The 15372-nt window shown below is 60.8% G+C and carries 12 protein-coding genes and 1 pseudogene; 3 read left to right on the forward strand and 10 right to left on the reverse strand.

Annotation, left to right across the window (positions count from 1 at the left end; genetic code table 11):
* Positions 1–368, forward strand: a pseudogene (locus AACY45_RS11645) (hypothetical protein); the annotation flags it as partial.
* A 2-nt stretch (positions 369–370) separates the two neighbouring features.
* The gene (locus AACY45_RS11650; RefSeq protein WP_339545598.1) at positions 371–757 is read left to right on the forward strand and encodes a hypothetical protein; all 387 of its coding nucleotides are present in this window, start codon (positions 371–373) and stop codon (positions 755–757) included.
* Between the two features lie 91 nt (positions 758–848).
* On the opposite strand, the gene AACY45_RS11655 is transcribed toward AACY45_RS11650, so the two are convergent.
* Both AACY45_RS11655 and purL read right to left on the reverse strand, forming a co-directional pair.
* Complete coding sequence (locus AACY45_RS11655; RefSeq protein ID WP_339545599.1) at positions 849–1160, reverse strand: YqfO family protein; 312 nt, start codon at positions 1158–1160, stop codon at positions 849–851.
* A 5-nt stretch (positions 1161–1165) separates the two neighbouring features.
* Positions 1166–5062: a phosphoribosylformylglycinamidine synthase gene (gene purL, locus AACY45_RS11660; protein WP_339545600.1), complete on the reverse strand. Its 3897-nt coding sequence runs from the start codon at positions 5060–5062 to the stop codon at positions 1166–1168.
* Between the two features lie 287 nt (positions 5063–5349).
* On the opposite strand from purL, the gene mltF reads away from it, so the two are divergent.
* Positions 5350–6810 (forward strand): membrane-bound lytic murein transglycosylase MltF, encoded by a 1461-nt coding sequence (mltF, locus tag AACY45_RS11665; protein ID WP_339545601.1) that lies wholly within the window; start codon positions 5350–5352, stop codon positions 6808–6810.
* Positions 6811–6879: 69 nt separating this feature from the next.
* Here mltF and pdxJ read toward each other — a convergent pair whose 3' ends face one another.
* From pdxJ to lptF, 8 genes are all read right to left on the reverse strand, one after another.
* On the reverse strand, positions 6880–7626 hold the full coding sequence (gene pdxJ / locus AACY45_RS11670; protein ID WP_339545602.1) for a pyridoxine 5'-phosphate synthase: 747 nt from the start codon (positions 7624–7626) through the stop codon (positions 6880–6882).
* A 50-nt stretch (positions 7627–7676) separates the two neighbouring features.
* Complete coding sequence (gene recO, locus AACY45_RS11675) at positions 7677–8363, reverse strand: DNA repair protein RecO (protein WP_339545603.1); 687 nt, start codon at positions 8361–8363, stop codon at positions 7677–7679.
* Positions 8364–8528: 165 nt separating this feature from the next.
* Positions 8529–9431, reverse strand: a complete 903-nt coding sequence (gene era / locus AACY45_RS11680) for a GTPase Era (protein WP_339545604.1) — start codon at positions 9429–9431, stop codon at positions 8529–8531.
* Complete coding sequence (gene rnc, locus AACY45_RS11685) at positions 9424–10113, reverse strand: ribonuclease III (protein WP_095171185.1); 690 nt, start codon at positions 10111–10113, stop codon at positions 9424–9426. Before rnc ends, era begins: the two co-directional genes overlap by 8 nt.
* A gap of 179 nt (positions 10114–10292) precedes the next feature.
* On the reverse strand, positions 10293–11147 hold the full coding sequence (gene lepB / locus AACY45_RS11690) for a signal peptidase I (RefSeq protein ID WP_339545605.1): 855 nt from the start codon (positions 11145–11147) through the stop codon (positions 10293–10295).
* Positions 11148–11152: 5 nt separating this feature from the next.
* Entirely contained in the window at positions 11153–12952 is a 1800-nt protein-coding gene (lepA, locus tag AACY45_RS11695) for a translation elongation factor 4 (protein WP_339545606.1), read from the reverse strand.
* A 170-nt stretch (positions 12953–13122) separates the two neighbouring features.
* Entirely contained in the window at positions 13123–14184 is a 1062-nt protein-coding gene (gene lptG / locus AACY45_RS11700) for an LPS export ABC transporter permease LptG (RefSeq protein WP_339545607.1), read from the reverse strand.
* Positions 14177–15295: an LPS export ABC transporter permease LptF gene (lptF, locus tag AACY45_RS11705; RefSeq protein WP_339545608.1), complete on the reverse strand. Its 1119-nt coding sequence runs from the start codon at positions 15293–15295 to the stop codon at positions 14177–14179. Before lptF ends, lptG begins: the two co-directional genes overlap by 8 nt.
* Positions 15296–15372: the final 77 nt, after the last annotated feature.

Here is a 15372-nt window from a genome sequence, read left to right on the forward strand (position 1 = left end):
CGGGTTATGCGACTCACATCGAAGGCGTCGCCAAGGCCAGTAAATACATCAAGGTAGGGGGCTGGATTGGAGTTGGTCTCGGCGCGTCGGCTTCGGCGCTGAAGGTCCAGGAAACATGCCGGGTGGGACGCGAGGAAGATTGTCGCAAGGTTCGGTTTACCGAGGACGGCAAGTTTTCCGGTGGGCTTGCAGGTGGAGTCATTGGTGCTCCGATGACAGGCGCGGTCTGCATTGGCCTCAGTGCCACTGGCGTCGGCAGTCTTCTTTGTGGCGTGATCATGGTAGGTTTGGGGTCTGTTGCAGGTGGTGCTGTTGGCGAGAGTCTCGGAGAACGAGCAGGGGAAAAAATATATGAATGGAGTGAGTAGAGATGCTTGATGCGGAAGACATTTTTTTCATCTTTGTGATTGCGAATTTCGCGCTAGGCTTTTTATTTATTGGCACACAATTGTATTTCGGCTACTTCCGAATGAATGAAATACTCCGAAATTTAAGCAACTCACGAGGTGTCGAACTTCGGCGCTCTATCATGGGGAGAGACCCATTGACTCGCTTCTTCATGCTGATTAGCGTCGGTGCAATGTTGACCTTCCATCAGCGCTCGATAAAAGGTGGCGACCTGGATGCTGAAGACTACAAGCACTTCCCCCGCTCGCTACATCAAATGATAAAACTCTCGTACATGTCTGCGCTTTTTGGTGGGGCGCTGTTGTTTGTTCTTTGGGCGATTGGGAAGTACATGGGGTGGCTGAAATAGAACCGTTCCTGCATACCCACCAACAGCCGCCCATAAAAAAACCCGCCAAACACTCAGCGGGTTTCTTATCAACCTCAACACGGCCGCAGGATCAGAAATCCTCCAACCGCCACACCTCATAAGCTGGCGTTTCGTAGGGATGGCTCTGTTTCAGGGCCATCACCACTGCACGAATCAACTCATCAGCCACCACCAGCTCAACCTTCCATTCCTCGACCTGCTCCACCTGCCCGGTTTGCCCGAGGAACGGCTGGCTGCCGTCCAACGGGCGAAACTGACCCAGGCCAAGCACCTGCCACGCACACTGGTCGTAAGCACCGATCCGCCCGCCACCGGCAGCGAACACAGCACGCTTGACCACCTCGACGTGACTGGCCGGAACAAAAAAGCTGAGCTTGTACACGGCTGTTAGTTCACCCACACGCGAGCATTACGGAACATGCGCATCCACGGTGCATCTTCGTTCCACTCTTCTGAGCGCCACGAGTTCTGCACGGCGCGGAATACCCGCTCCGGGTGCGGCATCATGATGGTCACGCGACCGTCACGGCTGGTCAAACCGGTGATCCCGCGCGGCGAACCGTTCGGGTTGGCCGGGTAGCGCTCGGTCACCTTGCCGTGGTTGTCGACGAAACGCATCGCCACGCAACCCGACAGATCAGCTTCCAGCAACGCCTCTTCGCTTTCGAACTCGGCATGGCCTTCACCGTGGGCGATGGCGATCGGCATGCGCGAACCGGCCATGCCTTGCAGGAAGATCGAGTTCGATTCCTGCACCTGGACCATGGCCACACGGGCTTCGAACTGCTCGGAACGGTTACGCACGAAGTGCGGCCAGAACTCGCTGCCCGGGATCAGCTCGTGCAGGTTGGACATCATCTGGCAACCGTTGCACACACCGAGGGTAAAGCTGTCGCTACGCTCGAAGAAGCCCTGGAACGCATCGCGGGCACGGCTGTTGAACAGGGCCGACTTGGCCCAGCCTTCACCGGCACCCAGGACGTCGCCGTAGGAGAAACCACCGCAGGCCACCAGGCCCTTGAACTCGTTCAGGTCGACGCGGCCGGCCAGAATGTCGCTCATGTGCACGTCGATCGCGCTGAAACCGGCACGGTCGAACGCTGCCGCCATTTCCACCTGGCCGTTGACGCCCTGCTCACGCAGCACGGCAACCTGTGGCCGAATGCCTTTCTTGATGTAAGGCGCGGCGATGTCCTGGTTGACGTCGAAGCTGAGCTTGACGCTCAGGCCCGGGTTGTCTTCTTCCAGCAGCACGTCGAACTCTTGCTCGGCGCAGTCGGCGTTGTCACGCAGGCGCTGGATCTGGTAGCTGGTCTCAGCCCACTGGCGCTGCAGCAGACGACGCTGGCCTTCGAACACGGTGTCACCGTTGAAGGTGATGTTGATCTCGCCGTTGTTCATCGGCTGGCCGATCACCGATACGCATTCGCCCAGGCCTGCGGCGCTGAACTGCGCGAGGATGTCCGGGGTGGCGTCCTGGCGTACCTGGATCACCGCGCCCAACTCTTCGTTGAACAGGATCGCGGCGATGTCGGCCGAGGTCTCCGCCAGGCCGTCGAGGTTCAGGCTCAGGCCGCAGTGGCCGGCAAAGGCCATTTCCACGGCGCTGGTCAACAGACCACCGTCGGAACGGTCGTGGTAAGCCAGCAGGTGACCGTCGGCGTTGAGGCCCTGGATCACGGCGAAGAAGGCTTTCAGGTCTTCGGCGTCATCGACGTCCGGAGCCTGGCTGCCGAGCTTGCCGTGCACCTGGGCGAGGATCGAGGCGCCCATGCGGTTCTGGCCACGACCCAGGTCGATCAGGATCAGGTCGGTGGTGCCCTTGTCCATGCGCAGTTGCGGGGTCAGGGTCTGGCGGATGTCGGTCACGGGGGCAAAGCCGGTGACGATCAGCGACATCGGCGAGGTCACGGTCTTGTCGACGCCCTCGTCGCTCCAGCGGGTGGCCATGGACATCGAGTCCTTGCCCACCGGGATGGTGATGCCCAGCTCCGGGCACAGTTCCATACCGACCGCTTTCACGGTGTCGTACAGACGCGCGTCTTCGCCCGGGTGACCGGCAGCCGACATCCAGTTCGCCGACAGTTTGATGTCGGAGAGCTTGGCGATGCGCGAAGCGGCGATGTTGGTCAGGGTTTCGCCGATGGCCATGCGGCCCGACGCTGGAGCGTTCAGCAGGGCCAGCGGAGTGCGCTCGCCCATCGCCATGGCTTCACCGGTGTACACGTCGAAACTGGTGGCGGTCACGGCCACGTCAGCCACGGGCACCTGCCATGGGCCAACCATTTGGTCACGGGCCACGAGGCCGGTGATAGTGCGGTCGCCGATGGTGATCAGGAAGCTCTTGCTGGCCACGGCTGGGTGATGCAGAACGCGCTCGACGCAGTCGGCGATGTTCAGGGTCGATGGGTCGAAGTCGTCACCCAGCTCGTTTTCCCGAACCACTGAACGGTGCATGCGCGGAGCCTTGCCCAGCAGCACTTCCAGCGGCATGTCCACCGGGCTGTTGCCGAAGTGGCTGTCGGTCACGGTCAGTTGTGGTTCGGCAGTGGCTTCGCCGACCACGGCAAACGGGCAGCGCTCACGTTCGCAGATCGCCTTGAAGCGCTCGAAGTCGGCCGGGCCGACTGCCAGCACGTAACGCTCCTGGGATTCGTTGCTCCAGATTTCGTGCGGGGCCATGCCCGGCTCGTCGTTTGGAATGTTGCGCAATTCGAACCGGCCACCGCGGTCGCCGTCGTTGACCAGTTCCGGGAAGGCGTTGGACAGGCCGCCCGCACCCACGTCGTGGATGAAGCTGATCGGGTTGTGTTCACCCAACTGCCAGCAACGGTCGATGACTTCCTGGCAACGGCGTTCCATTTCCGGGTTTTCACGCTGGACCGAAGCGAAGTCCAGGTCAGCCGAGCTGGTGCCGGTGGCCATCGAGGAAGCTGCACCGCCACCCAGGCCGATCAGCATCGCTGGGCCACCCAGCACGATCAGCTTGGAGCCGACGAGGATCTCGCCTTTTTGCACGTGCTCTTCACGAATGTTGCCCATGCCACCAGCCAACATGATCGGCTTGTGGTATCCGCGCACTTCATCACCGTGGGGCGTGGTGATGGATTGTTCGAAGGTACGGAAGTAACCGGTCAGGGCCGGGCGGCCGAATTCGTTGTTGAACGCAGCGCCGCCCAATGGGCCTTCGATCATGATGTCGAGGGCGGTGACAATGCGCTCAGGCTTGCCGTACGGCACTTCCCACGGTTGTTCGAAGCCCGGGATCTGCAGGTTGGATACGGTGAAGCCCGTCAGGCCAGCCTTCGGCTTGGCGCCGCGACCGGTGGCGCCCTCGTCGCGGATCTCGCCACCGGAGCCGGTGGACGCGCCCGGGAACGGGGCAATCGCGGTCGGGTGGTTGTGCGTCTCGACTTTCATCAGGATGTGCACCGGCTCCTGCACCGCGCCGTACTGGCGGGTTTCAGGGTCCGGGAAGAATCGACCGGCAACAGAGCCGACGATCACCGAGGCGTTGTCCTTATAAGCCGACAGAACGCCTTCGCTGTGCATCACGTAGGTGTTCTTGATCATGCCGAACAGGCTTTTTTCCTGGCTTTCACCGTCAATGTCCCAACTGGCGTTGAAGATCTTGTGGCGGCAGTGCTCGGAGTTCGCCTGGGCGAACATCATCAGCTCGATGTCATGGGGGTTGCGCTTGAGGCCGACGAAAGCGTTGACCAGGTAATCGATCTCGTCTTCGGCCAAGGCCAGGCCGAGTTCGACGTTGGCCGTTTCCAGTGCGGCGCGACCACCACCCAGCACGTCGATCGCCGTCAGCGGCTTGGGCTCGGAGTGACTGAACAGACCCGCAGCCTGCTCGAGGTTCTCCAGGACAATCTGGGTCATGCGGTCATGCAGGCCGTCAGCAATCAGCTGGGCCTGGGCGTCGGTGAACTCACCGGCGACATAGAACGCGATACCGCGCTCCAGGCGCTGGATTTTCGCCAGACCGCAGTTGCGGGCAATGTCGCTGGCCTTGCTCGACCAGGGCGAGATGGTGCCAAACCGCGGCAACACCAGGAACAGACGACCGGTCGGCTCTTGTACCGGAACGCTAGGACCGTACTTCAGAAGGCGCGCAAGCACCTGCTGTTCGTCGCCGGTCAGGACGCCGGTGACTTCGGCGAAGTGAGCGAATTCAGCATACAGGCCAGTAACAGCTGGAACCTTCTGGCTCAGTTGCTCAAGGAGTTTGCTGTGGCGAAAGGCAGAAAGGGCAGGAGCGCCGCGCAGGATCAACATCTTCGGGACAGCCTCGGGAAGGGGGTGTGCTTTGAGGCCGTGCATTCTAGCCTAAACCGCCCGCGACAGCACCCGAAACGCTACGCCCAGTATCACCCGAACGTCGGCCAGGGCCGGCAGGCCTATAACCAATGCTCATTAAGGTAAGTACCGGCGGTTATTTCACGCCGGTTAAACGGCCCAAAGCGCCCATTCCTGAGGGCTTCTGGCCGGTTTTCCAGCTTCTAGCAGACTCGCCCTGCGCTGTCGAGATATGGCGGCCGTGGTCCTTTGCGTATACTGCGCAGATGTTTTCCCCAATGGTTTTGCGTCCGCGATTGGCCAAATGGCTTCTCGCCACCGGACTCTTCCTGGTGCTCAGCGGCTGTGTTGATAAACCCAACACCCTGGAGCGCGTAAAGGAGGATGGCGTGCTGCGCGTGGTCACGCGTAACAGCCCCGCCACCTACTTCCAGGATCGTAACGGTGAAACCGGCTTCGAATACGAGCTGGTGAAGCGCTTCGCCGACGATCTGGGGGTGGAACTGAAGATCGAAACCGCGGACAACCTCGACGACCTCTTTGATCAGGTGGGCAAGCCCAACGGCCCCGTGCTGGCTGCTGCCGGTCTGGTCAGCAGCGAGAAACGCAAGGCGCAGGTCAGGTTTTCCCACTCCTATCTGGAAGTCACCCCGCAAATCATCTACCGCAATGGCCAGTCCCGCCCCACCAACGCGGCGGGCCTGGTGGGCAAGAAGATCATGGTGCTCAAGGGCAGCACCCATGCCGAGCAATTGGCTGCCCTGAAACAGAAAAACCCGCGCATCGAGTACGAAGAGTCTGACGCGGTAGAAGTGGTCGACTTGCTGCGCATGGTGGACGAAGGGCAGATCGATCTGACCCTGGTCGACTCCAATGAAGTGGCCATGAACCAGGTGTACTTCCCCAAAGTCCGGGTAGCCTTCGACCTCGGTGACGCCAGCAACCAGAGCTGGGCGGTGGCCGCCGGTGAAGACAACAGCCTGCTCAACGAAATCAATGACTTCCTCGACAAGGTCGAGAAAAACGGCACCCTGCAACGCCTCAAGGACCGTTACTACGGGCACGTCGACGTCCTCGGCTATGTCGGCGCCTACACCTTTGCCCAGCATCTGCAGCAACGCCTGCCCAAGTACGAACAGCACTTCAAGACCTACGCCAAGAAAGAAAAAGTCGATTGGCGCCTGCTGGCGGCGATCGGCTACCAGGAGTCCCTGTGGCAGCCGACAGTCACCTCCAAGACCGGCGTGCGCGGGCTGATGATGCTGACCCAGAACACCGCCCAGGCCATGGGTGTTTCCAACCGCCTGGATGCCCGCCAGAGCATCATGGGCGGCGCCAAGTACCTGGCCTACATGAAGGAACAACTGGACCGCTCGATCCAGGAGCCGGATCGCACCTGGTTCGCCCTGGCCGCCTACAACGTCGGCAGCGGCCATCTGGATGACGCACGCAAGCTGGCAGCCAAGGAAGGGCTGAATCCGGACAAGTGGCTGGATGTGAAGAAGATCCTGCCCCGCCTGTCGCAGAAACAGTGGTACAGCAAGACCCGCTACGGCTACGCCCGCGGTGGCGAACCGGTGCACTTCGTGGCGAATATCCGTCGTTACTACGACATCCTGACCTGGGTCACGCAACCGCAACTGGAAGGCGACCAGGTGGCCGAGGGCAACCTGCACGTGCCGGGCATCGACAAGACCAAGCCGCCGGAAGACAACCCACCGCTTTAAATCCCTGCCCTCCCCTGACACCGATCATTCCCACGCAGAGCGTTGGAACGATCGGTCAGGCGTGTGTTATCAAGCCTTTGCCGCAGCCGCCAGAATCAGTGCCTTCATCTCCGAAACCGCCGACTTGAAGCCGACGAACAGGGCGTGCGCCACCAGCGCGTGGCCGATATTCAGTTCGTTGATGCCCTTGATCGCCGCCACGGCTTCGACGTTGTGGTAGTGCAGGCCGTGACCGGCGTTGACGATCAGGCCCTGAGCCAGGCCGCAGGCCACGCCGTCGGCCACGCGCTGCAGTTCTTCGGCGACTTCGGTGGGAGTCTGGGCATCGGCATAACGGCCCGTGTGCAATTCGATCGCCGGGGCGCCCACGCGCTTGGAGGCCTCGATCTGCCGCTCATCGGCGTCGATGAACAACGACACTTCACAGCCGATCCGAGCCAGACGCTCCACTGCAGCCTTGATCCGCGCCTCCTGCCCCGCGACGTCCAGACCGCCTTCGGTGGTCAGCTCCTGACGGGTTTCCGGAACCAGGCAGATGTGCGCCGGGCGAATGCGCTCGGCGAACGCCATCATTTCCTCGGTCACGCCCATCTCGAAGTTCATGCGGGTCTGCAGTACGTCCTTGAGCAACAGCACGTCGCGCTCCTGGATGTGCCGGCGGTCTTCGCGCAAATGTACGGTGATGCCATCGGCGCCCGCCTCTTCAGCGTCCAGCGCGGCCTTGACGGGGTCAGGATAACGGGTGCCCCGGGCCTGACGCAGGGTGGCAACGTGGTCGATGTTCACGCCAAGAAGAATGCGGGTGCTGGTGGTCACGGAAAGCGCTCCAGAAGAAGAGAAAGTTCGGTGCACAGCATACGGGGTGATCAGGGCTTGCGAAACAGCTCGCGACTGACCAGGGGACGACCGCCCAGGTGAACGGCCAATGCCTGGCGCATCAGGCGCTTGGCAGCGGACAACGCACCGGGGGCGCTCCAGTCCGCCTCGGCCATGGCCAACAGTTCGGCGCCATTGAACAGCCCCGGCTGCAACAGGTAGACCCGCTCCAGCCCCGCATCCACCTGCAGGCGGTACAAGCCGTCCGCGGCAATCGGTTCGGCGTGGACATCCTGGGTCAGCGCAAAGCCGTAACCCAAATCGTCCAGCAAGCGCCATTCGAACGAGCGCAGCAAGGGTTCCAGCGCGCGCCCTTCAGCCAGGGCCAGCAAGGTCGCGGCATAGTGCTCGAATACGGCGGGATGGGGATCTTCGGCGGGCAACAGGCGGATCAGCAGCTCGTTGAGGTACAGGCCGCTGAACAATGCTTCGCCGCTGAGCCAGGTCGAGACGCCCGCACTTTCCATGCGCCCGACGTTCTTTAGCTCGCCGCGCCCGCGAAACTCCACGTCCAGGGGTACGAATGGCCGCGCCAGCGTCCCGGCCTTGCCCCGCGCACTGCGCAACACCGCCCGCAACCGCCCTTGCGGCGTGATGAAGTCGACCAATGCACTGTTCTCGCGGTAGGCGCGCGAATGCAGGACGTAGGCGGGTTGGCTGGGTGGCGGAGAGGACATGGGTGTCTCACTGAAGGAGTGCTGTTTTGAAATCAACACAAACCAAATGTGGGAGCGGGCTTGCCCGCGATGGCGGACTGACATTCAACATCGCTGCTGAATGTTCCATCCTCATCGCGGGCAAGCCCGCTCCCACAGGGTTCAACGGTGTAGCGCAAACCGAGTTTACAGGTCGCCGTAACCCAGCGAACGCAGGGCACGCTCGTCGTCGGACCAGCCACCTTTGACCTTCACCCACAGGTTGAGCATGATCTTGGAGTCGAACAGCAGCTCCATGTCCTTGCGCGCCTCGGTGCCGATGCGCTTGATCCGCTCGCCCTTGTCGCCAATGATGATCTTCTTCTGACCGTCACGCTCGACGAGGATCAGTGCGTGGATGTGCAGGGTCTTGCCCTGCTGCTTGAACTCTTCGATTTCCACGGTGATCTGGTACGGCAGCTCCGCCCCCATCTGGCGCATGATCTTCTCGCGCACCAGCTCGGCAGCGAGGAAACGGCTGCTGCGGTCGGTGATCTGGTCTTCCGGGAAGAAGTGATCGTTTTCCGGCAAGTGCTCAGCGATCACCCGCTCCAGCGCGTCGAGGTTGTGCCCGTGCTGGGCCGAGATCGGCATGATCTGCGCGTTCGGCAGCTGTTCCTGCAACCAGCTCAGGTGCGGCATCAGCTCGGCTTTGTCTTCGATGCGGTCGGTCTTGTTCAACGCCACGATCAACGGACCGGTCACGTATTGCACACGCTCGAGGACCATCTGGTCTTCGTCGGTCCACTTGGTGCGATCGACCACGAAGATCACCACGTCGACGTCTTTCAACGCCGCCGAGGCGGTCTTGTTCATGTAGCGGTTCAGGGCCTTCTCACCGCCTTTGTGCATGCCGGGGGTATCGACGTAGATCGCTTGAACCGCGCCTTCGGTCTTGATCCCGAGCATGTTGTGGCGGGTGGTCTGCGGCTTGCGCGAGGTGATTGCCAGCTTCTGACCCAGGATGTGGTTCAGCAAGGTGGATTTGCCCACGTTCGGGCGGCCGACGATGGCGACATAGCCACAGCGCGTTGCAGTTGAATCAGTCATGGCCATTCTCCACGCCCAGGGCTATCAGTGCTGCGGCGGCCGCTACCTGTTCGGCAATACGACGGCTCACACCCTGACCTCGGCTTTTTTCGTTCAATAAGGTGATTTCACATTCGACGAAGAACGTCCGGCAATGGGGCTCACCCTGGATATCCACCACTTCGTAACGCGGCAGCTCACAGGCACGCGACTGCAGGAACTCCTGCAGGCGGGTCTTTGGATCTTTGTTGGTATCAACCAGCGTCAGGCTCTCGAACTCGGAAGCCAGCCAGGCCAGCACGCGCTCGCGCGCCATGTCCATGCCGGCATCCAGGTAGATCGCCCCGATCAGCGCTTCCAGGGCGTCGGCCAGAATCGACTCGCGCCGGAAACCGCCGCTTTTCAACTCACCGGACCCCAGGCGCAGGTAGTCGCCCAGGTCAAAACCACGGGCCAGCACGGCCAGTGTCTCGCCTTTGACCAGACGCGCGCGCAAACGCGACAACTGGCCTTCGCGGGCCAGCGGAAAGCGGTCGAACAACGCTTCACCGGCCACGAAGTTGAGAATGGCGTCACCGAGGAATTCCAGGCGCTCGTTGTTGCGCCCGGCAAAGCTGCGGTGAGTCAGGGCCAGGACCATCAGTTCCTGATCCTTGAAGGTGTAGCCGAGCTGACGCTCTAGACGGCTTAAGGAGACGCTCACGGTTTACCCACGCTGAGTTCGTGGTCGACTTCCCCCGCAGCAACGCTGCGAAGGCCTGGGACAAATAACGCTGTGTTCAAAAATTACTTCCTGAATATCGTTGGCTTCAATGCAGTGCGGCAACCTTCTGCAGGTTCCAGAAATGCATTCGGCGCTGTGTTCAACAGCGCCGTGTGGGATTACTTGATCAGGCCAACCCGCGAGAAATTCGGCAGGTGGCTGAGTTTCGGTTCAGGCCAGCTCATCCAGACCGCAAAGGCCTTGCCGACGATGTTCTGGTCGGGAACCATGCCCAGCAGGTTCTTGGGAATGCTTGGGTCATCCCAGTAGCGACTGTCGTTGGAGTTGTCGCGGTTGTCGCCCATCATGAAGTAGTGCCCCGCGGGCACGGTCCATTGACGGTCCGGCGTGGCCCGGTAGCGGCTCATTTCCTTGCGGATCATGTGCTCGGCAACACCGAGTTTTTCCTTGTACAGCTCAGCGCTGCCCAAGGTACCCGGCTCGCTGCCCACCAGTTGCTCGGCAACCGACTCACCGTTGACGAACAGGCGCTTGTCGGCGGTGTAGCGGATCTGGTCGCCCGGCAGGCCGACCACACGCTTGATGTAGTTGACGTTCGGGTCGCTTGGGTAGCGGAACACCATCACATCGCCGCGCTGCGGATCACCCACCTCGATGACTTTCTTGTCGAGTACTGGCAAGCGGATCCCGTAGGAAAACTTGTTCACCAGAATGAAGTCGCCCACGTCCAGGGTCGGCTTCATCGAGCCAGACGGAATCTGGAACGGCTCCACCAGAAACGAACGCAGTACCAGTACGATGAACAGCACCGGAAAGAACGATTTGCCGTATTCCACCAGCATCGGTTCTTTGTTCAGTTTCTCCACGACGACCATGTCGGGTTGGCTGACACTGCCCTGATACGAGGCAATGGCGGCACGCCGACGCGGCGCCAGAAACACCAGATCGAGCAACGCCAGCAAACCGCAGACGAAGACAGCGATGACCAGCAACAGCGGGAAATTTAGTGACATAGGACCTAACTATCCAACCTGAGCACAGCAAGGAAGGCTTCTTGTGGAATTTCCACGTTGCCGACCTGCTTCATGCGTTTTTTACCGGCCTTCTGCTTTTCCAACAGCTTGCGCTTACGGCTAACGTCACCGCCGTAGCATTTGGCCAATACGTTCTTTCTGAGTGCCTTGACGGAGGTCCGCGCGATGATCTGCCCGCCAATGGCGGCCTGGATCGCGACGTCGAACATCTGGCGCGGAATCAGTTCTTTCATCTTCTCGGTCAACTGGCGACCTTTGTAGTGCGCGTTGTCCTTGTGCACGATCAGCGCCAGGGCGTCGACCTTGTCGCCGTTGATCAGCACGTCCAGCTTGACCAGATTAGCTGACTGGTAGCGATCGAAGTGGTAATCCAGCGAAGCATAGCCGCGACTGGTGGACTTCAGGCGGTCGAAGAAGTCCAGGACCACTTCGTTCATCGGCAAATCGTAGGTCACCTGGACCTGGGAACCGAGGAACAACATGTCGTGCTGCACGCCACGCTTTTCGATACACAGGGTAATGACGTTGCCCAGGTGCTCCTGCGGCACAAGAATGTTGGCCCGCACGATCGGCTCACGCATGTCTTCGATCGACGACAGGTCTGGCAGCTTCGACGGGTTGTCGACGTAAATCGTTTCACCGGTTTTCAGCAACAGCTCGAAGATTACCGTTGGCGCCGTGGTGATCAGGTCCAGGTCGTACTCGCGCTCCAGGCGCTCCTGGATGATTTCCATGTGCAGCATGCCGAGGAACCCGCAACGGAAGCCGAAGCCCAGGGCGTCGGAGCTTTCCGGGGTGTACTGCAGGGACGAGTCGTTGAGGGTGAGCTTTTGCAGGGCTTCACGGAAATCTTCGAAGTCGTCGGAGCTGACCGGGAACAGACCGGCATACACCTGCGGCTGGATGCGCTTGAAGCCTGGCAGCACGTCGACGTCAGGGGTCGAGCTCAAGGTCAGGGTGTCGCCCACTGGCGCGCCGTGAATGTCCTTGATGCTGGCAATGATGAAACCCACTTCACCGGCCTTCAGGTCAGCGGTAGGGGTGTGCTTGGGGTTGAACACACCGACGCTGTCCACCAGGTGGATCTTGCCGGTGGATTTGACCAGGATCTTGTCGCCCTTCTTCACGCGGCCATGGCGCACGCGAACCAGGGAGACAACGCCCAGGTAGTTGTCGAACCAGGAGTCGATGATCAACGCTTGCAGCGGATCTTCGATGTTACCGGTCGGCGCGGGAATGGTCTTGACCAGGCGCTCGAGCACCTCATCGACGCCCAGGCCGGTCTTGGCACTGCACTCGACTGCGTCGGTCGCATCGATGCCGATGATTTTTTCGATTTCTTCTTTCACGCGGTCCGGATCGGCCTGTGGCAGGTCGATCTTGTTCAATACCGGCATGACTTCCAGGCCCTGCTCGATTGCCGTGTAGCAGTTGGCAACCGACTGCGCTTCCACGCCCTGGCCGGCATCGACCACCAGCAACGCACCTTCACAGGCCGCCAACGAGCGGCTGACTTCGTAGGTGAAGTCAACGTGACCGGGGGTGTCGATGAAGTTCAGTTGGTACTTGATGCCGTCTTTGGCGGTGTAATACAGCGTAACGCTGTGGGCCTTGATGGTGATCCCGCGTTCGCGCTCAAGGTCCATGGAGTCCAGCACCTGGGCTTCCATTTCACGCTCGGCCAGGCCGCCGCACATCTGGATGAAGCGATCGGCCAGCGTCGACTTGCCATGGTCAATGTGGGCGATGATGGAGAAATTGCGGATATGACTCAAATCACTCACGGATCAACACTCAAAAAGGCTGCAGGCATAGCCCGCCGAAAAATAGCCGGGAATTGTACCTGAAACACCAGGCAAGCGTCACGTTTGCAGGTTAAGCCACCACCTGCAAAAACGCCCCGCTCTGGCGAACGGGGCGTTTTCGGGCTAAACGCTGGGTCAAAGACCGCTGATCAGCCGGCTCGGCGCATCAGCCAGAGGCCTGCCAACGCGCAGACCGCAGCCGGAATCAGCACTGCAAACAGCGGCGAGAAACCGAACACCAGGCTCGATGGCCCAAGCAAATCCTGAACGATGCGGAAGGTGAAACCCACCAGCACGCCGGTAAAGACCCGCTGACCGAGGGTTACCGAACGCAGCGGACCAAAGATAAAGGAGATCGCCATCAGCACCAGGGCAGCGGTGACCAGCGGCTGCAACACCTTGACCCAAAATGCCAGCCAGTAGCGGCCGTTGTTCAGGCCCTGGTCCGCCAGGTAATGGATATAACCCCACAGGCCGCTGATCGACAGCGATTCCGGAGCCATCACCACGGTGCTCAGCAGTTGCGGGCTCAAGGCCACATCCCAACGCTCGACGGGAGCGCTCACCACTTCGGTGCTCTTGCCGTGGAACAGAGTGGTGGTGACCTCGCTCAACTGCCAGTGATCGGTGTCGAACTCGGCGCGCTTGGCGAAACTTGCGGACAGCAGGTGGTGGTCATTGTCGAAGCGATAACGGGTCACACCATACAGGCGGCCATTGGGCTGCACCGAGTTGACGTGAATGAATTCGTCCCCCTGGCGGTGCCACAGGCCGTGCTTGGCGCTTTGCGAGTCGCCACTGCCCTGGGCCAGCGAACGGTTGGCCTGGGCGATGTTTTCCGTGGCGGGCGCTACATACTCGCCAATCAGCACCCCGGCCACCATCAGGAACAGCATCGGTTTCATGACCGCCCAGACGATCCGCCCGATCGACACGCCAGCCGCGCGCATGATGGTCAATTCACTGTTGCTGGCCAGGCTGCCGAGGCCGATCAGGCAACCGATCAGGGCGGCCATGGGCAACATGTCGTACAGCCGGCGCGGCGCGGTCAGGAGTACGTAGCCCAAGACATCCATCACCGTGTAGGTATCGCTGGCATCGCCCATTTCATCGATGAAGGCGAACAGGGTCGCCAGGCCGAGGATGATCCCCAGCACGGCCAGGATAGCCATGAATACACTGCTACCAATGTAGCGATCGAGCTTAACCACGGGTCACCTCCAACGCATAACGGCGACTCGCCATCTTCAAGCGCAACGGCTCCCAGTAGAGCAACCCCAAGCCAATGACCAGGAAAATCCCGTGGACCCACCACAACCCCAGCGCTGGCGGCAGCTTGCCCTTCTCCAGAGCACCGCGGGCAGCGATCAGGATGGTCAGATAGGCCATGTACAGCAGGATCGCCGGCAATAACTTGAGGAACCGCCCCTGACGCGGATTGACCCGCGACAGGGGCACCGCCATCAGGGTCACGATGAACACCAGCAACGGCAGGGACAACCGCCATTGCAACTCGGCACGGGAGCGCACGTCATCACTGCCCAACAGCTTGGCGGTACTGATGGCATCGCGGTCGGTCACTTCGTCGCTGACGTCCGGCTTGGGCAGCAGTACGCCATAGGTGTCGTACTTGATGATGCGGTAATTGGCCTGCCCGGGATTGCCGTCATAACGATAGCCATTGTCCAGAATCAGGTAGCGGTTGCCGTCCGGCTTGATCTCCTGGCGGCCCTTCTCAGCCACCAGCACCGAAATACCGCGATCCTTGCTTGCCGAGGCTTCGTTCTTCTGCGAGATGAACACACCGGCCAGGTTGATGCGGTCGTCCGACAGTTTCTCGGTATAGGTCACCCGCGTACCGTCGCGCAGCGACTGGAAACGCCCTGGCTCCAGGGTATCGAACTCGGTCAGGGCGTCCTGCTTGTTCAGCAGCAACTGGAACTGGTTGGCGCCTTGCGGAGCCAGGCCCAGGCTCAACCAGGCCACCAGCAACGCCACCAGCGTGGCCGGGAACAAGGTATAGGCGAACAGGCGACGCTGGCTCATGCCGGTGGCCGACAGTACGGTCATTTCGCTCTCGAGATACAGCCGGCCATAAGCCAGCAGAATCCCCAGGAACAACCCCAGCGGCAGGATCAACTGCAAGAAGCCCGGCAGACGGAAACCCATGATCAGGAACAGGGACCCCGGATCCAGCAGGCCGGCAGCGGCTTGGGCGAGGTACTTGATGAAGCGCCCACTCATGATGATGACCAGCAGCACGGCACTGACGGCGCTCAGGGTCACCAGGACTTCACGGGACAGATAACGGAAGACAATCAAACCAGACACTCCAGGGTTGTCAGGCTAAGGCGGCCAAACAAGCAAACAGGTCGGGCGGCCCGTGAAACCATGAGCCA

This window comes from Pseudomonas sp. RA_35y_Pfl2_P32, from assembly GCF_963970735.1.
Lineage (GTDB): Bacteria > Pseudomonadota > Gammaproteobacteria > Pseudomonadales > Pseudomonadaceae > Aquipseudomonas.